At 72.8% G+C, this 20,893-nt stretch carries 19 protein-coding genes; 14 read left to right on the forward strand and 5 right to left on the reverse strand.

The features are described from left to right. The first annotated feature begins 47 nt into the window (after positions 1–47). The 3 genes from dprA to ACFY00_RS29100 all read left to right on the forward strand — a co-directional run bounded on the left by dprA (position 48) and on the right by ACFY00_RS29100 (position 4,532). Positions 48–1,565, forward strand: coding sequence for a DNA-processing protein DprA (gene dprA / locus ACFY00_RS29090; RefSeq protein WP_388034659.1), 1,518 nt, complete (start codon positions 48–50; stop codon positions 1,563–1,565). Between the two features lie 1,409 nt (positions 1,566–2,974). Continuing rightward, positions 2,975–3,817, forward strand: coding sequence for an RNA polymerase sigma factor WhiG (gene whiG / locus ACFY00_RS29095; RefSeq protein WP_388034661.1), 843 nt, complete (start codon positions 2,975–2,977; stop codon positions 3,815–3,817). A 109-nt stretch (positions 3,818–3,926) separates the two neighbouring features. Then, entirely contained in the window at positions 3,927–4,532 is a 606-nt protein-coding gene (locus tag ACFY00_RS29100; RefSeq protein WP_388034664.1) for a TetR/AcrR family transcriptional regulator, read from the forward strand. A 6-nt stretch (positions 4,533–4,538) separates the two neighbouring features. Here the strand turns inward: ACFY00_RS29100 and ACFY00_RS29105 are convergent, their stop codons facing one another. Beyond that, positions 4,539–4,946, reverse strand: coding sequence for a M23 family metallopeptidase (locus tag ACFY00_RS29105; RefSeq protein WP_388034667.1), 408 nt, complete (start codon positions 4,944–4,946; stop codon positions 4,539–4,541). Between the two features lie 701 nt (positions 4,947–5,647). On the opposite strand from ACFY00_RS29105, the gene rpsB reads away from it, so the two are divergent. The 6 genes from rpsB (at position 5,648) to rlmN (ending at position 11,425) form a co-directional block, all read left to right on the forward strand. Further along, positions 5,648–6,532 carry a 30S ribosomal protein S2 gene (rpsB, locus tag ACFY00_RS29110; RefSeq protein WP_388034669.1) on the forward strand — a complete coding sequence of 295 codons (885 nt, stop codon included), beginning with the start codon at positions 5,648–5,650 and terminating at the stop codon, positions 6,530–6,532. A 132-nt stretch (positions 6,533–6,664) separates the two neighbouring features. Beyond that, positions 6,665–7,504: a translation elongation factor Ts gene (gene tsf / locus ACFY00_RS29115; protein ID WP_388034671.1), complete on the forward strand. Its 840-nt coding sequence runs from the start codon at positions 6,665–6,667 to the stop codon at positions 7,502–7,504. 290 nt (positions 7,505–7,794) lie between these two features. Continuing rightward, a complete protein-coding gene (gene pyrH, locus ACFY00_RS29120; RefSeq protein WP_033215167.1) occupies positions 7,795–8,550 on the forward strand; it encodes a UMP kinase in 756 nt (251 codons plus the stop codon). An 80-nt stretch (positions 8,551–8,630) separates the two neighbouring features. Then, positions 8,631–9,188 (forward strand): ribosome recycling factor, encoded by a 558-nt coding sequence (gene frr / locus ACFY00_RS29125; RefSeq protein WP_014138333.1) that lies wholly within the window; start codon positions 8,631–8,633, stop codon positions 9,186–9,188. Further along, a complete protein-coding gene (locus ACFY00_RS29130; protein ID WP_388034710.1) occupies positions 9,185–10,240 on the forward strand; it encodes a phosphatidate cytidylyltransferase in 1,056 nt (351 codons plus the stop codon). Before frr ends, ACFY00_RS29130 begins: the two co-directional genes overlap by 4 nt. Positions 10,241–10,324: 84 nt before the next feature. After that, positions 10,325–11,425, forward strand: a complete 1,101-nt coding sequence (rlmN, locus tag ACFY00_RS29135) for a 23S rRNA (adenine(2503)-C(2))-methyltransferase RlmN (RefSeq protein ID WP_388034673.1) — start codon at positions 10,325–10,327, stop codon at positions 11,423–11,425. Positions 11,426–11,506: 81 nt separating this feature from the next. On the opposite strand, the gene ACFY00_RS29140 is transcribed toward rlmN, so the two are convergent. From ACFY00_RS29140 to ACFY00_RS29155, 4 genes are all read right to left on the reverse strand, one after another. Continuing rightward, positions 11,507–12,646, reverse strand: coding sequence for a hypothetical protein (locus ACFY00_RS29140; RefSeq protein ID WP_388034675.1), 1,140 nt, complete (start codon positions 12,644–12,646; stop codon positions 11,507–11,509). A gap of 10 nt (positions 12,647–12,656) precedes the next feature. Continuing rightward, the gene (locus tag ACFY00_RS29145) at positions 12,657–13,367 is read right to left on the reverse strand and encodes an ABC transporter ATP-binding protein (RefSeq protein WP_388034678.1); all 711 of its coding nucleotides are present in this window, start codon (positions 13,365–13,367) and stop codon (positions 12,657–12,659) included. 257 nt (positions 13,368–13,624) lie between these two features. After that, positions 13,625–15,019, reverse strand: a complete 1,395-nt coding sequence (locus ACFY00_RS29150; protein WP_014138338.1) for an aspartate aminotransferase family protein — start codon at positions 15,017–15,019, stop codon at positions 13,625–13,627. Next, a complete protein-coding gene (locus ACFY00_RS29155) occupies positions 15,016–15,489 on the reverse strand; it encodes an Lrp/AsnC family transcriptional regulator (RefSeq protein ID WP_014138339.1) in 474 nt (157 codons plus the stop codon). Before ACFY00_RS29155 ends, ACFY00_RS29150 begins: the two co-directional genes overlap by 4 nt. Before the next feature lie 266 nt (positions 15,490–15,755). Between ACFY00_RS29155 and ACFY00_RS29160 the strand changes: the two genes are divergently transcribed. The 5 genes from ACFY00_RS29160 (at position 15,756) to ACFY00_RS29180 (ending at position 20,879) form a co-directional block, all read left to right on the forward strand. Then, positions 15,756–17,201, forward strand: coding sequence for a gamma-aminobutyraldehyde dehydrogenase (locus ACFY00_RS29160; protein ID WP_388034682.1), 1,446 nt, complete (start codon positions 15,756–15,758; stop codon positions 17,199–17,201). Positions 17,202–17,454: 253 nt separating this feature from the next. After that, a complete protein-coding gene (locus ACFY00_RS29165; protein WP_388034685.1) occupies positions 17,455–18,813 on the forward strand; it encodes an aspartate aminotransferase family protein in 1,359 nt (452 codons plus the stop codon). A 115-nt stretch (positions 18,814–18,928) separates the two neighbouring features. Then, positions 18,929–19,243 (forward strand): WXG100 family type VII secretion target, encoded by a 315-nt coding sequence (locus ACFY00_RS29170; protein ID WP_388034687.1) that lies wholly within the window; start codon positions 18,929–18,931, stop codon positions 19,241–19,243. After that, entirely contained in the window at positions 19,240–20,259 is a 1,020-nt protein-coding gene (locus ACFY00_RS29175; RefSeq protein ID WP_388034690.1) for a hypothetical protein, read from the forward strand. Before ACFY00_RS29170 ends, ACFY00_RS29175 begins: the two co-directional genes overlap by 4 nt. After that, positions 20,256–20,879 carry a hypothetical protein gene (locus ACFY00_RS29180; protein WP_388034692.1) on the forward strand — a complete coding sequence of 208 codons (624 nt, stop codon included), beginning with the start codon at positions 20,256–20,258 and terminating at the stop codon, positions 20,877–20,879. Before ACFY00_RS29175 ends, ACFY00_RS29180 begins: the two co-directional genes overlap by 4 nt. The last annotated feature ends 14 nt before the right edge of the window (positions 20,880–20,893 follow it).

Raw genomic sequence — 20,893 nt, forward strand, 5'->3', positions numbered from 1 at the left:
CAGAAGCGGACGGGAACCACGAGCAGACCCGAGCAGAAGGAGTACCGATGACCGTGCACCCCGCATCCCGCGCAGGCGCCGACCAGCCCGCCGCCCCGTCGGACGCCCCGGCCGTCGATCCGGTCGGCGCCCGGGTGGGATGTGACGGCGGCGAGCGGCTCCGGCACCTGGTCCGCGGCGCCGGGCCGCCGTCCGTGCACCGCTCGCGCCACGGGCCGACGGAGCCGGTCCGGGCCGTGCCGAGGACGGACGGCGGCCCGGACCCGGTCGACCCGGCGGGCCCGCCGCCCGACGGCCGACCCGGTCAGCCGCACCGGGCGGCCACGGCCACGGCCGCAGACCGACCCGCCCGTACCGGGACGGCACGGGGCGAGCACCGGGTCATCCGCCCCACGGCGTGGGCCGCGCCGACGGCTCCACCGGATCCGCCCGAGCCCGAGCGGATCTCCCGGGCGGCGCTCACCAGGCTGATCGAACCGGGCGACGCCGCGATCGGCCGGGCGATCCGACGACTCGGTGCGGTCCAACTGCTGCGGGGGTTCTACGAGGGAGCACCCGCGGACCGGCTCGGGCTCGGTGCCGACCGGATCGCGGCCTACCAGGAGAGGCTGCGAAAGTTCAACCCGGTCGCCGACCTGGAGCGCATCGCCAAGCTCGGTGGGAAGTTCATCATTCCGGGCGACAGCGAGTGGCCCTCCCAGCTCGACGACCTCGGCGACAGCCGCCCGGTCGGACTGTGGACCCGCGGCCTCCCGTCCCAGCGCCTGCCGTCGCTGCGCCTGCTCGCCCTGAGATCGGTGGCCGTCGTCGGATCACGGGCCTGCACCGCCTACGGACGGCACGTCGCCGGTCAGCTCGGGTCCGAACTGGCCGAGCGGGGCTGGGTGGTGGTGTCCGGGGCGGCGTACGGGGTGGACACCGCCGCGCACCTGGGGGCGTTGGCGGTCAACGGGATGACGATCGCCGTGCTCGCCAGCGGTGTCGACATCTGCTACCCGCGCGGGAACGAGGGACTGATCCAGCGGATCGGGCGCGAGGGGCTGCTGGTGAGCGAACTGGCGCTCGGGATGAACCCGACCAGGTTCAGGTTCGTGCTGCGGAACCGGGTGATAGCAGCGCTCACCCGCGGCACGGTGGTGGTCGAGGCCGCACCGCGCAGCGGCGCGCTCAGCACCGCACGCCGGGCCCGGGACCTCAACCGGCACACCATGGGTGTCCCCGGCCCGATCACCTCCGAACTCTCGGCAGGCGTGCACACGTTGATCAGGGCAGGGGCGGCCACCATGGTCACCAGCGGCGCAGAGGTGGGCGAGCTGATCGGCGCCATCGGGGCGGACCTGGCGCCGGAGCGGGTCGGCCCGATCCTGCCGAGGGACGCACTGGAACCCCCGGTGGCCCGCGTCCTGGAAGCGGTGCCCGCCAGCGCGGACGGCGCACCGGTCCAACGACTCGCCCACTACGCGGCGCTCTCCGAGGCCGCCACCGTCCAACACCTCCACGAGCTGAGCTCGCTCGGCTTCGTCGAACGGCACGGAGCGCATTGGAGGCTGGTGCGTCGCAAGTGATCACAACCGGGCAGAGCCGGACAGGCTGATGGGAAACGAGCGGGGCAACCGGTCAACAGGAGGTGGTGCGAGGCGAGTTGAGGGACGATGACGGAGCGGCGGGTTGAGCCGGACGCCGTGCGGGCCGACCGGACCCGGGTGCTCGACGGGGCGCGCGGGTGAGCGCCGGTCGGTGCTGGCCGGTGCTGGTCGGCGGGCGGCCCGGGCGGGAAGGGGCCCGGCCGGTCCGGGCGCCCCCGTCCGCGACGCGCCGACGCCGCCCTTTGCTGCCACCGGATCGGGCGACGCCCGAGTGGCGGTAGCACTGTGCAGCGACTCGGTCACGCTACGCTCGCCCATGGCGTCCCTATCAGCACATGACTCGGCAGAACGGCGCAGACCAACGCATGCCCACTCACATTCCCGGACACAGGGTGACCGGTGACGGTCGGTCCCCGGACGGGACGGGGGCCGAGACCCACAACGCCGCGGAACTGCGGGCCAGATCCGGGGGAGTCGTGGGAATGACGCGACCGGGCAGCCCCCCGGCCGCGCCCCCGCAGCCCCAGCCCCGTCCCGCCCCTCCCTCCCCCCTTCCGCGCCCGCCCGCCCCGTCGGGGCCCGCAGCCCGACCGGCCCCGGCCCGTCCACCGACCGACCGGGCTGGCCAGGCGCTGCCCTGCCCGCAGGCGGCGCCGCCCGGTGCGGCGACGAAGCCGCGGCCGTACGGCGACGAGACCGCCCGCCCGGGCGTGGGCGCGGGGGCGGGGGAGGGGACCGGGACGAACGGTCCGGCCGGAGCCGAGGGCCGGGACGGCGGCGACCGGGGCGAGGGCGGTCGCGGCGGCGGAGCTCCGAGGGGTACCGACGGGCAGCGGCCGGGGCCGGTCGGCACCGAGCACCCGTCTCCGGGAGCGCCCGCGGCCGGGCGTACGGTGCGCGGCCAGTCCAAGCGAGGGGCCCGGTCGAAGGCGAAGGAGCCGTCCGCCCGGAGCACCCAGGTCCGCAGGCAGGCGGGCGGGCCGCCCCCCGCGCGCTCGCCGGAACCCCCGGCACCGGCCCCGAGCGGGGGCCAGGAGGCGCGCGGAGGCCAGAACGCGAGCGGGAGTTCGGGCCCGCGGCAGGGTGCACCCTCACCGGTCCCGCTGCCGGCCCCCGCACCCGGGCCGGGCAGCGGGAGCGGCCACGCTGGCGGAAGCGGCCACGGCGGCGGGAGCGGACAGCCGTCACCGGCGCCGGGTGCGCCGTCGGCGGTGCCGTCCCCCGCAGCGGCCGTGCTCCCGGCCGGGGTCGCGGCCCCGACCGGGCCTGCATCTCCTGGAGCGCCCGGGGCTTCCGGCGGAGCCGCGCCGTCCGCGAAGACCGCCGTCCGCGACGCGCCGTCGGGCAGCGCTGCGGGCGCGGGCGCGGGCGAGCGTGCCGGAGCCACGGTGCCCGCGCCGGCCTCCGCGCCCGGTGCCCGCAGCGGTGCGGCGGACGAGGGGAAGGCAGGGGAGCGGCCGAAGGGCGCCGATCAGTCGGCGCTGCAGGCGTTGTGGCGCTCGTACAAGGAGACCGGCGACCACGGGCTCCGGGACCAGCTGATCCTGCACTACTCGCCGCTGGTGAAGTACGTGGCGGGCCGGGTCGGGGTCGGGCTGCCCGCCAACGTGGAGCAGGCGGACTTCGTGTCCTCCGGGGTCTTCGGGCTGATCGACGCCATCGAGAAGTTCGACATCGACCGGGCGATCAAGTTCGAGACCTACGCGATCAGCCGGATCCGCGGTGCGATCATCGACGAGCTGCGGGCGCTGGACTGGATTCCCAGGTCGGTCCGGCAGAAGGCCAAAGCGGTCGAGCGGGCCTACGCCACGCTGGAGGCCCGGCTGCGGCGGACGCCGCACGATCCCGAGGTCGCGAGCGAGATGGGCATCTCGCTCGACGAACTGCACACCATCTTCAGCCAGTTGTCGCTGGCCAACGTGGTGGCGCTGGACGAGCTGCTGCACTCGGCGGGCGAGGGCGGCGACCGGCTCACCCTGATGGAGACGCTGCCGGACAGCGGTGCGGACAACCCGGTCGAGATCGCCGAGGACCGCGAGCTGCGGCGGCTGCTCGCCTCGGCGGTCAACACGCTGCCCGAACGGGAGAAGACCGTCGTGACGCTCTACTACTACGAGGGCCTGACCCTGGCGGAGATCGGCCAGGTGCTCGGGGTGACCGAGAGCCGGGTCAGCCAGATCCACACCAAGTCGGTGCTGCAACTGCGGGCGAAGATGTCCGACGTCCGCTGAGCGCCGGACGGTGCGCCCGGCGCGTGGCGGTCGGCGGGAGCGCGATGTCGCGCCCACCGGTCGTCGGCGTCCGTAGAGTTGGGCCGTGCCGAAAATCCGGGCGGCCACGGTGGCCGAGCATCGACAGTTGCAGCAGGCGGCGCTGCTGGACGCCGCACGCGCCCTGCTGGCGGAGGGCGGCCGGGAGGCGCTGAGCTTCGGCGCGCTCGCGGCACGCACCGGCCTCGCCAGGTCCTCGGTGTACGAGTACTTCCGCTCGAAGTCCGAACTGGTGGAGGCGCTCTGCGCGGTCGACCTCCCGCTCTGGGCCGCCGAGGTCGAAGCGGGCATGGCGGTCCGCGACAGCGCGGTCGAGCGGATCGAGGCGTACGTCCGCGGCCAGGTGTCGCTGGCCACCGACCCGGTGCACCGCGCCGTGGTCGCCGTCGCCGAGTACGAACTCGACGACGCCGCGCGGGCCAGGATCAGAGCGGCCCACGCCGGGCTGACCGCCACGGTGGTCCGCACCCTGGAGGACCTCGGCCACGACCGGCCCGGCGTCGCGGCCGCGCTGCTCCAGGGCGTGGTGGAGGCGGCGGTCCGCCAGGCCGAACGGATCCGCGGCGAGGACGCCGCCGGGGCCGGGGCCGTCCGGGAGATCGCCGACACCGCGGTGCGCTTCGCCCTCGACGGCCTGCGCCCGGCGGACCGGGGAGGAGAGCGCCCGGCGGGCTGACCCGGCTCACGGCGGGGCGAGCGGCAGCAGCCGGGCCCGGCCGGAGCCGAGCAGGGCGAGCGGGTCGAGGTAGTGGTCGCCGCGGAGCAGCCCCCAGTGCAGGCAGTCGGCCGGGCAGTGACCGGAGCCGGCGGCCACCACCCCGATCGGGTCGCCCGCCGCGACGCCCGCGCCGACCGCTGCGGAGGCGGCCACCGGTAGGTAGGTGGTCCGCAGCGGAGGAGCACCCGACCCGGTGTGGGTCACCACGACCACCGGACGCCCGGCGACCTCCCCGGCGAAGGTCACCACGCCCGGCGCCGCCGCCCGCACCACGGTGCCCGGCGCCGCCGCCAGGTCCACCCCGCGGTGCCCCGCGGCCCAGCGCGTCGGAGGGGGATCGAACCGCCGCAGCAGCCCCGACCGATCGCCCACCGGCCACACCCGCCCCGGCCCGGGCTCGACCGCGAGGGACCCGACCACGGGAGCCCCCGCCGTGAGAGCCCCCGTTGCGGGGGAGCGCACCGCCCCCACCGCAGGCGCGAACCCGCCGAACGCCATCAGCGCCAGTCCCTGCACCAGCGACAACGCCACCCACATCCGCACCCGCACCCCTGCCACCCCGCACCACCGTCCCGTCCGCACCAGCCGTTCCTCCCCGTGTCGACACCCGTCCGTTCCCGTCAGCGTGGGGCCCGCGGTGCCCGGCGCGCACATCGGTTCCGGGGCCTGTGGACAGACCGGGGGCTGTGGACAACTGCCGTCCCCCGTAGGGGTGAACGGTGGGCGGTGGGCCGCTCGGAGCGGCGCTGAACAGGGTCGTGGGAACGCGGGGAGTCGCCCGTCGCTCGGGGCTTCCCGTACACTTCACACGCGACCCGGTCTGCCGGGTCGACTTCGCACGCCCCGCCACCGGCGGCCCGCCCCCTCGGGGGAGCGGTCGTCACGGTGCGAGTGCCGCTCGGTCCGCCGAGCCTGCCGAGGCCGCAAGCCTCACGCAGGCCGAGCGGCTTGGCACGTCGGGGCGTCAGGCGTGACGGTCGCCCGACCGGCACGGACAAAACCGAGTACCCCGGCACCCCACAGGCTGCAAGCCGCCGAACGGCGCGCCGGGCAACACACGAGGAGCACGGCACATGGCCGTCGTCACGATGCGGGAGCTGCTGGAGAGCGGCGTCCACTTCGGTCACCAGACCCGTCGTTGGAACCCGAAGATGAAGCGCTTCATCTTCACGGAGCGCAACGGCATCTACATCATCGACCTCCTGCAGTCGCTGAACTACATCGACCGCGCCTTCGAGTTCGTCAAGGAGACCGTTGCCCACGGCGGCAGCGTCCTCTTCGTCGGCACCAAGAAGCAGGCCCAGGAGGCCATCGCCGAGCAGGCGACCCGCGTGGGCATGCCGTACGTCAACCAGCGCTGGCTGGGCGGCATGCTGACCAACTTCTCGACCGTCTACAAGCGTCTGCAGCGCCTCAAGGAGCTCAGCGAGATCGACTTCACGGACGTGGCCGGCTCCGGCCTCACCAAGAAGGAGCTCCTGGTCCTCCAGCGTGAGTACGACAAGCTGGAGAAGACCCTCGGCGGTATCCGCGACATGCAGCGCGTGCCCAGCGCCGTCTGGATCGTGGACACCAAGAAGGAGCACATCGCGGTCGGCGAGGCCCGGAAGCTCAACATCCCGGTCGTCGCCATCCTCGACACCAACTGCGACCCGGACGAGGTCGACTACAAGATCCCGGGCAACGACGACGCCATCCGCTCCGTCACCCTGCTGACCCGCGTGATCGCCGACGCCGTCGCCGAGGGCCTGAAGTCCCGCGCCGGTGTCGCCAAGGGCGACGCCAAGGCCGAGCCGGGCGCCGACCAGCCGCTGGCCGCCTGGGAGAAGGAGATCCTCGAGGGCGAGAAGGCCGCCGAGGCCCCCGCCGCCGACGAGGCTGCCGCTGTCGAGGCTCCGGCCGAGGCCGCCACCGAGGCCCCGGCCGAGGCTCCGGCCGCCGAGGCCGAGCAGGCCTGACGTACCACCAGGGTGAGGGGCACCGGCCGGGCTGAGCCGGTGGGTGCCCCTCTCTCCCGTGCCGGGGGTCCGCACCCCGGAGCCCGGCACTTTCCCACGCAGACACGCGAGACGTGAGAAGAGATCACAACCATGGCGAACTTCACCGCCGCGGACGTCAAGAAGCTCCGTGAGCTCACCGGCGCCGGCATGATGGACTGCAAGAAGGCCCTGGACGAGGCCGAGGGCGACGTCCAGAAGGCCGTCGAGCTCCTGCGCATCAAGGGCCAGAAGGGCGTTGCCAAGCGCGAGGGCCGTGACGCCTCCAACGGCGCCGTCGCCGCGCTGATCAGCGAGGACAAGAAGTCCGGCGTCCTGGTCGAGCTGAACTGCGAGACCGACTTCGTCGCCAAGGGCGGCAAGTTCGTCGAGGTCGCCAACGCGATCGCCGCCCACGTGGCCGCCACCTCCCCGGCCGACCTGGACGCCGCCCTGGCCTCCGAGATCAACCCGGGCCAGACCGTCCAGCAGTTCGTGGACGAGGCCAACGCGACCCTCGGCGAGAAGATCGTCTTCCGCCGCTTCGCGCAGTTCGACAACGACGGCTTCGTCGCCGTCTACATGCACAAGTCGGACCCGGACCTGCCGCCGACCATCGGTGTCCTCGTCGAGCTCGACCAGGAGAACGCCGAGACCGCCAAGGACGTCGCGCAGCACATCGCCGCCTTCGCGCCGAAGTACCTCTCCCGCGAGGAGATCCCGGCCGAGGAGCTGGAGAACGAGCGCCGCGTCGCCGAGGCCACCGCTCGCGAGGAGGGCAAGCCGGAGGCCGCCCTGCCGAAGATCGTCGAGGGTCGGGTCACCGGCTTCGTCAAGGAGAACGCCGTCCTGGAGCAGGCGTTCGCCAAGGACAACAAGAAGTCCGTCGCCAAGGTCCTCGACGAGGCCGGCGTCACCCTCAAGCGCTTCGTCCGCTTCCGCGTCGGCGCCTGAGAACCGCTCCCCGCGGTCCGTCCCGCCCCGCCCGGCCCCGTGCCGGACATAAGGTAGGGGGACCGCCCCCGTCCGCGAGGACGGAGGAGCGCGCCGATCGAGCCCTCCAGCACCCCCAGGGGGCGGCGTCGGCACCATGAACGACGAGGAGGCCATTGCCGTGCAGGAGACCGTACCGGTTCCCGCGGCAGTGGCCTCCTCTCGTGTACACGGCACCGGGTCCGCACGCCCGGCGCCGTGACCAGCACTTTGCAGATCTGCTGACCAGCAGGCGGAGAAGGAGAAAGTCCATGCAGGAGACGCAGGAGACCGCGCCGGGCGGTGCACGCCGCCGGGTACTGCTCAAGCTGTCCGGCGAAGCGTTCGCCGGCGGAGGCGGCCTCGGCGTCGACCCGGACGTGGTGCACGCCATCGCCCGCGAGATCGCCACGGTGGTCCGGGCCGGGACGGAGGTCGCCATCGTGATCGGCGGCGGCAACTTCTTCCGCGGCGCCGAACTCCAGCAGCGCGGCATGGACCGGGCCCGCTCCGACTACATGGGCATGCTCGGCACCGTGATGAACTGCCTGGCGCTCCAGGACTTCCTGATCAAGGAGGGCATGGAGACCCGCGTGCAGACCGCCATCACCATGGGCCAGGTCGCCGAGCCGTACCTGCCGCTGCGCGCCATCCGGCACCTGGAGAAGGGCCGCGTGGTGATCTTCGGCGCGGGCATGGGCATGCCGTACTTCTCCACCGACACCACCGCCGTGCAGCGCGCCCTGGAGATCCACGCCGACGTCCTGCTGATGGGCAAGAACGGCGTCGACGGCGTCTACGACTCCGACCCGCGCACCAACCCGGCCGCGGTCCGGTTCGACGCGCTGGACTACACCGAGGTGATCTCCCGCGACCTCAAGGTCGCCGACCTGACCGCGATCACCCTGTGCAAGGACAACGGACTGCCGATCCTGGTCTTCGAGCTGCTCGCCGAGGGCAATATCGCCCGCGCGGTCAAGGGTGAGAAGATCGGCACACTCATCAGCGAGGACTCCGCCCGGGCCTAGGCGTCGGGACTCCGAGCAGCACCAGCCGTCCGGGGCACCGGGACGGGACAACAGCAGATGAACCGGACAGGGAGCAGACAGTGATCGATGAGACCCTCCTCGAGGCCGAGGAGAAGATGGAGAAGGCCGTCGGCGTCGCCAAGGACGACCTCGCGGCCATCCGCACCGGGCGCGCGCACCCGGCGATGTTCGCCAAGATCGTCGCGGAGTACTACGGTGCCCTGACGCCGATCAACCAGCTGGCCTCGTTCTCCGTGCCGGAGCCGCGGATGGCCATGGTCACCCCGTTCGACAAGACCGCGCTCAAGGCCATCGAGACCGCGATCCGCGACTCGGACCTGGGCGTCAACCCGTCGAACGACGGCTCCGTCATCCGGGTGGTGCTCCCGCAGCTCACCGAGGAGCGCCGCCGCGAGTACATCAAGCAGGCCCGCGGCAAGGGCGAGGACGCCAAGGTCTCGGTCCGTTCCATCCGCCGCAAGGCCAAGGACGCGATCGACAAGCTGGTCAAGGACAAGGAGATCGGTGAGGACGACGGGCGCCGCGGCGAGAAGGAGCTCGACGACCTGACCGCCAAGTTCGTGGCGCAGATCGACGAGCTGCTCAAGCACAAGGAAGCCGAGCTGCTGGAGGTCTGATCCGGACCCCTGCGCGCAACGCCCCGGACCGGCGGCCCGACCGCCCGGCCCGGGGCGCGGCTCCACCCGGGCCCGAACCCGCTCCGCACGGGACGGCACCGGCGGCCCGACCCGGCCGACACCAAACGGGTCACGCGCGGCGGCCCCCGGCATGGCGAGGGGGCGGCGCGGCACAGACTCAGATCATGCCCCCCGCCCAGGAGACCTCCGTGGCCCAGACCGACCAGCAGCCCCGCAAGCCGCGCGGCGGCCGCAACCTGCCCGCCGCGATAGGCGTGGGCGTCGGACTCGGAGCGGTGGTCGCGGCCTCGCTGTTCGTGGTCAAGGCGGTCTTCATGGCGGTCGTGGCGGCCGCCGTGGCCGTCGGCATCTGGGAGCTGACCAGCCGGCTCGCCGAGCGCAAGGAGGTCCGCGTCCCGCAGGTCCCGCTGCTGGTCGGCGGCGTCGGCATGGTCGTCACCGGCTACTTCGAGGGCGGCCAGTGGGCCGCCGCGATCCTCGCCGTGACCGGCCTGGCGATGATGGTCGCCCGGATGTCCACCCCGCCCGAGAACTACCTGCGCGACATAACGGCGGGCGTCTTCACCGCCTTCTACGTCCCGTTCCTGGCCACCTTCGTCGCCCTGATGCTGGCCGCCGAGGACGGCGCCTGGCGGATCCTGCTGTTCCTGGTCGTCACCATCTGCTCCGACACCGGCGCGTACGCCGTCGGCTACAAGTTCGGCCGCAACAAGCTCGCGCCGACCATCAGCCCCGGCAAGACCCGCGAGGGCCTGGCGGGCGGCATCGGCCTGTCGATGATCGCGGGCGCCCTGCTGATGCAGTACCTGATCGACGACGGCACCTGGTGGCAGGGCCTGATCCTGGGCGGCTGCGCGGCCGTCACCGCGACCCTCGGCGACCTCGCCGAGTCGATGATCAAGCGCGACCTCGGCATCAAGGACATGGGCACCCTGCTCCCCGGCCACGGCGGCATCATGGACCGGCTGGACTCCCTGCTGCCCACCGCCCCCGTGGTCTGGCTGCTGCTCGCCGTCTTCGTCGGCAGCTGAGCCCCGCCGCCCGCCCGGACCGGACGGCCCCCGCGACGCCACCGCGTCCGGGGGCCGTCCGGCATCTGCGACACTGGAACAACCATGCCTAAGCCCGGAGAACTGACCTTTGTCGCGCCGCGAGGCGCCAAGCCCCCGCGACACCTCGCCGACCTCAGCCCTGCCGAGCGCAAGGAGGCCGTCGCCGAGCTGGGCGAACAGCCGTTCCGCGCGAAGCAGTTGTCGAACCACTACTTCGGCCGGATGTCCGCGGACCCGGAGACCTGGACGGACATCCCGGCGGCGAGCCGGGCGAAGCTGACCGAGGCGCTGCTGCCCGAGCTGATGTCCGTGGTGCGACACGTCTCCTGCGACGACGACGCCACCCGCAAGACGCTGTGGAAGCTGTTCGACGGCACGCTGGTCGAGTCGGTGCTGATGCGCTACCCGGACCGCGTCACGATGTGCATCAGCTCGCAGGCGGGCTGCGGCATGAACTGCCCGTTCTGCGCGACCGGCCAGGCGGGGCTGACCCGGAACCTCTCCACCGGGGAGATCGTCGAGCAGATCGCGGCCGGGATGCGCGACCTGAAGTCCGGGGCCGTCCCCGGCGGCGAGGCCCGGCTGTCGAACGTGGTGTTCATGGGCATGGGCGAGCCGCTGGCCAACTACAACCGGGTGCTGTCGGCGATCCGCCGCCTGACCGACCCGTCCCCGGACGGCTTCGGCCTCTCGCAGCGCGGCATCACCGTCTCCACCGTCGGCCTCGTCCCGGCGATGCACCGCTTCGCGGACGAGGGCCTGAGCTGCCGCCTCGCGCTGTCGCTGCACGCCCCGGACGACGAGCTGCGCGACGAGCTGGTGCCGGTCAACACCCGCTGGAAGGTCGACGAGGTGCTGGACGCCGCGTGGAACTACGCGGAGAAGTCCGGTCGCCGGGTGTCCATCGAGTACGCGCTGATCAAGGACATCAACGACCAGGCGTGGCGCGCGGACCTGCTCGGCCGCCTGATCAAGAACCGCCGGGTGCACGTGAACCTGATCCCGCTCAACCCGACCCCGGGTTCGAAGTGGACGGCCTCCCGGCCCGAGGACGAGCGCGAGTTCGTCCGCCGCCTGCAGGCCCACGGCGTGCCGACCACCGTCCGCGACACCCGCGGCCAGGAGATCGACGGCGCCTGCGGCCAGCTGGCCGCTGCGGGCTGAGCAGGGCGCGGGAAGGGCCCGGGAGGACGCGTTCCTCCCGGGCCCCGGTGCGTTCTGCAGCCGCTACAGCCGCTGCAGCAGCTACAGCAGCGGGCAGAGCAGCACGGTCAGCCCGCCGGTCAGCAGCACGACGGTGCCCGCGGCGAGGGTGCGCAGGGCGGCGGTGCCGGTGAGCAGGCCGGGCGGGGTGCCGAGGCGGTCGAGGGCGTCGAGGGCGGGGCGGCGGTCGGCGCGCAGCTCGTGCAGGCGGGCGGCGAGGGCGGCGAGGGCGCAGGCGAGGACGAGGGCGCCCTCGACCAGGGTCAGGGCGGGGACGTCGCCGCCCGCCCGGGCCCGGTTGCGCCAGGCGACCAGCAGCAGCGCGGCGACCGCGGCGAGCACGGCCAGCGGCGCGCCGAGGCGGCGGGCCTGGGCGGTGAGGCCGCGGCCGGCCAGCAGGCGCAGCGGCGCGGGGCTGCGCAGGGCGAGCAGCCGGCCGGCCAGGGCGAGCAGCGGGCCGGTCCACAGGGCGAGGGCGAGGGCGGTGAGCGTCCAGCCGGTGAGCAGCGCGGGGCTGGTGGCGGGCAGTCCGGCGGGGAGGGCGAGGGTGCGTTCGGCGTCGGTCGCGTCGGGGCGCAGTCCGTACAGTTCGAGGCCGAGCCCGGCGAGCAGGACGGGTGCGGGCAGCAGCAGGCGCAGGGCGCCGTACCGGGGGACGGCGGGTTCGGCGGGGCGGCCGGGGAGGCGCTCGGGGAGGCGGACCGCGCAGGCCGCGGAGACCCCGGCGACCAGCGGGAGGACCGCGAGCAGGGTGACCGGGGCGGCGGCGGGCAGCGGGACGCCCATGCCGAGGTCGGGGGCGAGCGAGGGCCCGGCGATGTCGTTGCGCAGGATCAGGAACAGCAGCAGGGTGAACGCGGAGCCGAGCGCGCAGGCGAGCGCGATCTCGCCCGCGACGAGCAGCCGGATCCGGGTCGGCCCGGCACCGGCCGCGGTGAGGCCGGTGATCCGCTCGGGGTGCTGGGCGGGGACGGCGCGGGCCGTGACGGCGGCGAACCAGGCGACCGCGGCGAGCGGCGGCAGGCACCAGAGCAGCCGCTCCAGGTTGCCCCCGGTGCCGTGCAGGGCGCGGCCGAGGGCGCGCAGCAGGAAGGCGGCGACCACGGCGGCGGCGGTCGCGCTGAGCAGCCAGCGGGCGAGGTCGAGGGCGCGGTAGCCGCGGGCGAGTCTGAGGTAGTACACGGTGGCCCTCTCAGTGCCCGGCGGCGACGGCGGCGGCGGGTTCGGGCGCGATCCGGCCGTCGACCAGGTGGACGGTGCGGTCGGCGAAGCGGGCGAGCGCCGCGTCGTGGGTGGCCAGGACGAGGGTCAGCCCGTGCGAGCGGGCGGCGCTGGCCAGTATCCGCAGGACCTGTTCGCGGGCGTCGCGGTGCAGCGGGGCGGTGGGGTCGTCGGCGAAGACGACCGGCGGTTCGGGGGCGAGGGCGCGGGCGACGGCGATCCGCTGGCGCCGGTCCTGCTGCAGGTCGGCGGGCCGCAGCTTGGCGCAGTCGGCGACGTCCAGGCGCTCCAGCCACTCGCCCGCGGCCCGGTGGGCGGCCCGGTGCCCGGCACCGGCCAGCAGCAGCGGCAGGGCGACGTTCTCCCGGGCCGTCAGTTCCGGCACCAGGTGCGGCTCGGGGCCGACGTAGCCGAAGCGCTCGCGGCGCAGCTTCTCGCGTCCGGCCCGGCCCAGGGTGTGCACGGGGGAGCTGTGGAACCAGACCTCGCCCTCGTCGACCGGGAGCTGCGCGGACAGGCAGCCGAGCAGGGTGGACTTGCCGGAGCCGCGCGGACCGGTGACGGCGAGCATCTCGCCCTCGCGGACGCCCAGCGAGACTCCGCGCAGGGCGGGGGTGCCGTGGTGGGACTTGACGATCCCTCGGGCCCAGAGCACGTCGTTGTCGGGCGGGGCCGCTGACATGAGATCCATCCAGGTGCCGACGGGGATATGACAGTCGTCAGATTAGAACGATCGGGCGGTCGCGCGGGTACGGCGCACTGCTCCGAACAGGGAGGAATCACCCCGAAAGCGGCGTGTTGGCCCGCAGATTCACCTCGCGGGTCCGTGCGGGCCCGTTCCGGCGGGTCCGTTCCGGCGGGGCCGCGCGGGGAACGCCGAAGGGCGGCCCGGCGGTGAGGAGCCGGGGCCGCCCTTCGGTGGAGGGTGGGGAAGGAGGATCAGATCTTCTGCCACGCGTCGGAGAGGCTGGTCCGCAGGATCTGCTCGATCTCGTCGAAGGTCGACTGGTCGGAGATCAGCGGCGGGGCCAGCTGCACGACCGGGTCGCCGCGGTCGTCGGCGCGGCAGTACAGGCCGTTGTCGAACAGCGCCTTGGACAGGAAGCCGTACAGGACGCGCTCGACCTCGTCGTCGTTGAACGACTCCTTGGTGACCTTGTCCTTGACGAGCTCGATGCCGTAGAAGTACCCGTTGCCGCGGACGTCGCCGACGATCGGCAGGTCGCGCAGCTTGTTCAGGGTGGCCAGGAACTTCGACTCGTTGTCGAGGACGTGCTGGTTCAGGCCCTCGCGCTCGAAGATGTCGAGGTTGGCCAGCGCCACCGCGGAGGACACCGGGTGGCCGCCGAAGGTGTAGCCGTGCAGGAAGGTGTTGTCGCCCTTGTAGAACGGCTCGGCGATGCGGTCCGAGATGATCGTGGCGCCGATCGGGGAGTAGCCCGAGGTCATGCCCTTGGCGCAGGTGATCATGTCCGGCACGTAGCCGAACTTGTCGGCGCCGAACATGGTGCCGAGGCGGCCGAAGGCGCAGATGACCTCGTCCGAGACCAGCAGCACGTCGTGGCGGTCGCAGATCTCGCGCAGGCGCTGGAAGTACCCGGGCGGCGGCGGGAAGCAGCCGCCGGCGTTCTGCACCGGCTCGACGAAGACGGCGGCGACGGTCTCGGGGCCCTCGAAGAGGATGGCCTGCTCGATCTCGTCGGCGGCCCAGCGGCCGTAGGCCTCCGGGTCGACGGTGCCGTCGGGGCCGGCCAGGAAGGCCGGGGCGCGGTAGATGTTGGTGTTCGGGGCCTTGTGGGTGCCCGGCACCAGCGGCTCGAACGGGGCCTTCAGGCCCGGCAGGCCGGTGATCGACAGCGCGCCCTGCGGGGTGCCGTGGTAGGCGACGGCGCGGGAGATGACCTTGTACTTGGTCGGCTTGCCGGTCAGCTTGAAGTACTGCTTGGCCAGCTTCCAGGCGGTCTCGACGGCCTCGCCGCCACCGGTGGAGAAGAAGACCTTGTTCAGGTCGCCCGGAGCGTAGTTCGCCAGGCGCTCGGCCAGCTCGACGGCCTTCGGGTGGGCGTAGCTCCACACCGGGAAGAAGGCGAGCTCCTTGGCCTGCTTGGCGGCGGCCTCGGCGAGTTCCTCGCGGCCGTGGCCCGCCTGCACCACGAACAGGCCGGCCAGGCCGTCGAGGTACTTGCGGCCCTTGTCGTCCCAGACGTAGGTGCCCTCGCCCTTGACGATCGTCGGCACGGGGGAGTTCTCGTACGACGACATGCGGGTGAAGTGCATCCACAGGTGGTCGTAGGCGGTCTTGGAAAGGTCCTTCTGGGCCGGGTCGGCTGTCATCGGGTGCCCCAGGTGTAGGTCTGTTTCCGGAGCTTCAGGTAAACGAAGCTCTCGGTGCTCCGCACGCCGGGAAGCGAGCGGATGCGCTTGTTGATCAGTTCGAGAAGGTGCTCGTCGTCCTCGCACACCAGCTCGGCGAGGAGGTCGAACGAACCCGCGGTGCAGACCACGTAGTCGACCTCGTCGAAGGCGGCCAGCGCGTCGGCGACCGGCTCGATGTCGCCCTCCACGCGGATGCCCACCATCGCCTGGCGGGTGAACCCGACGGTGAGGGGGTCGGTCACGGCGACGATCTGCATCACGCCTTGGTCGAGCAGCTTCTGGACGCGCTGCCGGACGGCCGCCTCGGACAGGCCCACGGCCTTGCCGATGGCGGCGTACGGACGGCGCCCGTCCTCCTGGAGCTGCTCGATGATCGCCTTGGAGGCGGCGTCGAGGGGAACGCTGGCGTTCCGGTCACGGTTGGCCACGCCGCCACTGTGCCCGACGGGCGTCGGAATCGCAAGCCGCCCTGCTGCTGATTTCGTCGCTGTTTCGAAGATCGGGAACGGAATGCGTGGCTCTTCGCGTGGACGCCTGTCGATAACGGCAGGGATCTGGGTACCCTGGCTACGTACATGCGCGAGCCTGCACACCGCCGATCGTGGCTTGTCGCTGACATGCCGTGGTGACCCGGACCCCGGAGTAACCTGACGCCCGGGGCTGCAACGTCGCAGGCCCAGACCGAGGAGAGACCGTGAGCGAGCTTCGTACGCTGCGCAACTACATCAACGGCGAGTTCGTCGACGCGGCGGACGGCCGCACGCTCGACGTCGTCGACCCGACCACGGGCGAGGTCTACGCGACTTCCCCGCTCTCCGGCGCGGCCGACGTGGACGCCGCGATGGCGGCCGCCGCCGCGGCGTTCCCGGTCTGGCGGGACTCCACCCCCTCCACCCGGCAGAAGCTGCTGCTCAAGGTCGCCGACGCGGTCGAGGCCCGGGCCGACGAGATCGTGGACGCGGAGGTCCGCAACACCGGCAAGCCGCGCGCGCTGACCCTCTCCGAGGAGATCGGCCCGATGGTCGACCAGCTGCGCTTCTTCGCCGGCGCCGCCCGCCTGCTGGAGGGCAAGGCCGCGGGCGAGTACATGGACGGGCTGACCTCCATCGTCCGCCGCGAGCCGGTCGGCGTCTGCGCGCAGGTCGCGCCGTGGAACTACCCGATGATGATGGCGGTGTGGAAGTTCGCCCCGGCGATCGCCGCGGGCAACGCGGTGGTGCTCAAGCCCTCCGACACCACCCCCGCCTCCACCGTGCTGCTGGCCGAGATCATCGGCGGCGTGCTGAAGGACATGGAGCTGCCGGCCGGCATCTTCAACGTGATCTGCGGCGACCGCGAGACCGGCCGCCTGATGGTCGAGCACCGCACCCCCGCGATGGCCTCCATCACCGGCTCGGTCCGGGCCGGCATGCAGGTCGCCGAGTCCGCCGCGAAGGACGTCAAGCGCGTCCACCTGGAGCTCGGCGGCAAGGCCCCGGTCGTGGTCTTCGAGGACGCCGACATCGCCGAGGCCGTCGAGGGCATCTCGGTGGCGGGCTACTTCAACGCCGGCCAGGACTGCACCGCCGCCACCCGCGTCCTGGTGCACGAGTCGATCCACGACGCCTTCGTCGAGGCACTGGCCAAGGCCGCCGCCGACACCAAGACCGGCGGCGTGGACGACGAGGACGTGCTCTACGGCCCGCTCAACAACGCCAACCAGCTCCAGCAGGTGGCCGGCTTCATCGAGCGCCTGCCCGCGCACGCCAAGGTCGAGGCCGGCGGCCACCGGGTCGGCGACAAGGGCTACTTCTGGGCGGCGACCGTGGTCTCCGGCCTGCGGCAGGACGACGAGATCATCCAGAACGAGGTCTTCGGCCCGGTCATCACCGTGCAGAAGTTCACCGACGAGGACCAGGCCGTCGAGTACGCGAACGGCGTCGAGTACGCGCTCGCCTCCTCGGTGTGGACCAAGGACCACGCCCGCGCGATGCGGATGTCCCGCCGGCTCGACTTCGGCTGCGTGTGGATCAACACCCACATCCCGCTGGTCGCCGAGATGCCGCACGGCGGCTTCAAGAAGTCCGGCTACGGCAAGGACCTGTCCTCGTACGGGTTCGAGGACTACACCCGGATCAAGCACGTCATGACCGCGATCTAGCGGGTCGTGACCGTTGGGCGCAGTATGACCGCGATCTAGCGGGTCGTGACCGTTGGGCGCAGTATGACCGCGATCTAGCGGGTCGTGACCGTTGGGCGCGGTACGACCGCGATCCAGCGGGTCGTGGGACGTTCGCCGGGGCGTGGGGAGTTCTCCTCGCGCCCCTGGCGTTTGTCAGACTGTCAGGGCGTTCCGCGACGCGCGTGACAGGATGAAACTGCCCCGGGCGGGGCGGGCTCCCTACGCTGGTCGCATGAGCACTCCCACCGCTGACTCGGTCGCCGGGCAGGCCGTCAAGGCCGCCGACCGCGCGCACGTCTTCCACTCGTGGTCCGCCCAGGCACTGATCGACCCCCTCGCGGTGGCCGGTGCCGAGGGCTCCTACTTCTGGGACTACGACGGCAACCGCTACCTGGACTTCTCCTCGCAGCTGGTGAACACCAACATCGGCCACCAGCACCCGAAGGTGGTCGCGGCGATCCAGGCGAAGGCCGCGCAGCTGTGCACCATCGCGCCGGGCTTCGCCGAGGAGTCGCGCAGCGAGGCCGCCCGGCTGATCGCCGAGCGCACCCCCGGCGACCTGGACAAGATCTTCTTCACCAACGGCGGCGCCGAGGCGAACGAGAACGCGATCCGGATGGCCCGGCTGCACACCGGTCGGCACAAGGTGCTCTCCACCTACCGCTCGTACCACGGCGCCACCGCCAACGCGATCGCCCTGACCGGCGACCCGCGCCGCTGGGCGAACGAGGCGGGCGTCTCGGGCATCGTGCACTTCTGGGGCCCGTACCCGTACCGCTCGAACTTCCACGCCGAGAACGAGGCGCAGGAGTGCGAGCGCGCGCTCGCGCACCTGGAGCAGACCCTCGCGTTCGAGGGTCCGGGCACCGTCGCGGCGATCATCCTGGAGACCGTGGTCGGCACCGCGGGCATCCTGGTGCCGCCGGCCGGGTACCTGGCGGGCGTGCGGGAGATCTGCGACCGGTACGGGATCGTGTTCATCCTGGACGAGGTGATGGCCGGGTTCGGCCGCACCGGCGCGTGGTTCGCCGCCGACCACTGGGGGATCACCCCGGACCTGCTGACCTTCGCCAAGGGCGTCAACTCCGGCTACCTGCCGCTGGGCGGCGTGGCGATCTCCGGGGCGATCGCGGAGACCTTCGCGCAGAAGGCGTTCCCGGGCGGCCTGACCTACTCGGGGCACCCGCTGGCCTGCGCCTCCGCGGTGGCGACGATCAACGCGATGGCCGAGGAGGGCATCGTGGAGAACGCGAAGCTGATCGGCGAGACCGTGCTCGGCCCCGGCCTGCGCGAGCTGGCGGAGCGGCACCCCTCGGTCGGCGAGGTGCGCGGCCTGGGCGTGTTCTGGGCGCTGGACCTGGTGAAGAACCGGGAGACCCGCGAGCCGCTGGTCCCCTACAACGCGGCCGGTGCCGACAACGCGCCGATGGCGCAGCTCGCGGCGGCCTGCAAGCAGCGCGGCCTGTGGCCGTTCACCAACATGAACCGCTTCCACGTGGTGCCGCCGTGCACCATCACCGCGGAGGAGGCCAAGACCGGTCTCGCGGTGCTGGACGAGGTGCTCACCCTCACCGACGCGCACACCGTCTGACGATCCTTCACCTTTTCTCCACGGGGCCCCGGGCGATCCGCCCGGGGCCCCGTGATGTCTTTGCCAATCCCATCAGTACGATGATCGACCTGACCGGGAGAGCAAAGGAACAACCATGGGGGACACGGGGTTTCGGGTCGAACCCGAAGCGCTCACGGCGTACGCCGCCGTTCTCGACGCCCAGGCCGAACGGATCGCGCAGATCCGCTCGGCCCTGGCGGGCGTCCGGCTCTCGTCCGAGGACTTCGGCAAACTGCCGGGCTCGGGCGAGCTGTACGACTCCTACCAGGAGCACGCCGACGCCGAGCGGGAGAACTTCGCCGACCTGATCGACCTGCTCGACGCGACCGGCGGGGGTCTGCGGGCCACGGTGGACAACTACGAGACCAACGAGCAGGACACCGCCGAGGTGTACGGGGGCGGCCGATGAGCACCCTGGCCCCCGGTTCGTTCGGCGACGCCGTCGACGCGTACAGGTGGACCCGCGACCGGGTCACCGAACAGCTGCCGCCGCTGCCCAGCTTCGAGAACCCCGTCAGCGAGGGGCTCGACGCCGGTCTCGACTCCGTCGTCAAGGCGGCGCTCGACGCCACCGGGCTGATGGACAAGCTGGAGGAGGTCACCGGCAACCTGCAGGCGCTGACCGCCGCCGCGCACGAGTGGCAGGCCCAGGCGAAGGCCATGCAGGAGGTCGCCGAGGAGCTGCGCTCGGCCGGAACCGGGGTCGACGCGGCCTGGGAGGGCGCGGCCTCGGCGGCGTTCGGCGCCCACATGACCACCGTCGTCGAGGCGATCGACGCCACCGCCGCGGACATGGCGCAGGTCGCGCAGATCATCAGCCAGGCCGCCGCCGAGTGCCAGCTCGCCGAACAGCTGATCATCGAGATCATCCGCGAGGCGATCGAGACCCTGATCATCACGCTGGCCGCCGGGCTCGTGGTCGACATCCTCACCCTGGGCCTCGCCACCGCCGCCGAGGCCCTCATCGTCGAGGGCGAGATCGCCGTCTACATCGCCCGGGTGGGCCAGGTCTCGCTCAAGCTGGAGAAGGCGCTCAAGGAGCTGCACGAGGCGATCAAGGCGATGAAGGCGGCCCGCACCCTCGGGTCGATCAAGAAGGCCCGCGCGGCCGCCAAGGCCGTCCGCAAGCTCGGCGGCAGGGGCAACCGGCTCAAGTCGGGCTGGGACCTGGTCCGCAGCCCCTCGGCGGAGAACCTCGGCGAGTTCGCCACCGCCCAGGTCCTCGGGAAGGGCTTCGGCGCCGTCAAGGGCGGCGTCAAGACCGGCCTGGGCGCGGCCATCGGCGCCGGGGACTTCACCGGCGTCCTCACCGACAACCTGCTCACCGACCAGGGCCTGGACACCGTCGCCGGAGCGCTCGACGGCCCGCCCGAGGGTGCCCCGTACCGGGTGCCGCGCAACCGGGTCGAGGAGGCCTTCGGATGAGCCACCCCCACCACCCCCCGTACGGCGCCCCGCCACTGCCCGGGGCCCAGCGCCTGCCGGAGGTCGCGCACCTGCTGCCGCCCGGCGAGCAGCCGCGCGGCGTCGTCGACGCCGACCTGTGCGACCTGGTCCGCCGCCCGCCCCGGCGCTACCGCAACGAGCGCTCCGGGCGGGCCGCCGAGGCCGCGTTCGGCTGCCTGTTCGTGTTCGTCAACCTCGCCGAGTACCTCGCCGACCTGCTGGAGGACTGCACCTGGGGGCTGATCCGCAGCCTCCGCAGGCTCTTCCGCGGACGGGGCCTCACCGGCGGCTGGGAGAGCCAGGCCGGACGGTTCGCCCGCGCGGTGCGCGGCGCCGACAACGACTACGAGAACGACGACGTGCTGCTGCTCTTCACCGACCGGCGGATCCTGCTGGCCGGCAGCGGCGACAACACCCCCGCCGACCGGCGGGCCGTCCGCGTCCTGGGCGAACTGCCCTACGCCCACCTGAGGCGGGTCGAGCCCCGGCACACCTGGATCTCCTCCCGGGTCGACCTGCACTTCGCGGACGGCTCGCTGCTCGCGCTGGAGGTCTACGAGAGCGACCTCGCCGCGCTGGTCGCCCTCGGCCCGCGCTGACCCCGCGGTGCGCC

The sequence above is a fragment of the Kitasatospora sp. NPDC001540 genome (genome assembly GCF_042894345.1).
GTDB classification, from domain to species: Bacteria; Actinomycetota; Actinomycetes; order Streptomycetales; family Streptomycetaceae; genus Kitasatospora; species Kitasatospora phosalacinea_C.

Coding starts and splice junctions, on each gene's coding strand:
- tsf (WP_388034671.1), top strand. CDS start 6,665: ATGGCGAACTTCACCGCCGCGGACGTCAAGAAGCTCCGTGAGCTCACC.
- ACFY00_RS29175 (WP_388034690.1), top strand. CDS start 19,240: ATGAGCACCCTGGCCCCCGGTTCGTTCGGCGACGCCGTCGACGCGTAC.
- ACFY00_RS29165 (WP_388034685.1), top strand. CDS start 17,455: ATGAGCACTCCCACCGCTGACTCGGTCGCCGGGCAGGCCGTCAAGGCC.
- rpsB (WP_388034669.1), top strand. CDS start 5,648: ATGGCCGTCGTCACGATGCGGGAGCTGCTGGAGAGCGGCGTCCACTTC.
- rlmN (WP_388034673.1), top strand. CDS start 10,325: ATGCCTAAGCCCGGAGAACTGACCTTTGTCGCGCCGCGAGGCGCCAAG.
- ACFY00_RS29150 (WP_014138338.1), bottom strand. CDS start 15,019: ATGACAGCCGACCCGGCCCAGAAGGACCTTTCCAAGACCGCCTACGAC.
- ACFY00_RS29170 (WP_388034687.1), top strand. CDS start 18,929: ATGGGGGACACGGGGTTTCGGGTCGAACCCGAAGCGCTCACGGCGTAC.
- dprA (WP_388034659.1), top strand. CDS start 48: ATGACCGTGCACCCCGCATCCCGCGCAGGCGCCGACCAGCCCGCCGCC.
- pyrH (WP_033215167.1), top strand. CDS start 7,795: ATGCAGGAGACGCAGGAGACCGCGCCGGGCGGTGCACGCCGCCGGGTA.
- ACFY00_RS29145 (WP_388034678.1), bottom strand. CDS start 13,367: ATGTCAGCGGCCCCGCCCGACAACGACGTGCTCTGGGCCCGAGGGATC.
- ACFY00_RS29180 (WP_388034692.1), top strand. CDS start 20,256: ATGAGCCACCCCCACCACCCCCCGTACGGCGCCCCGCCACTGCCCGGG.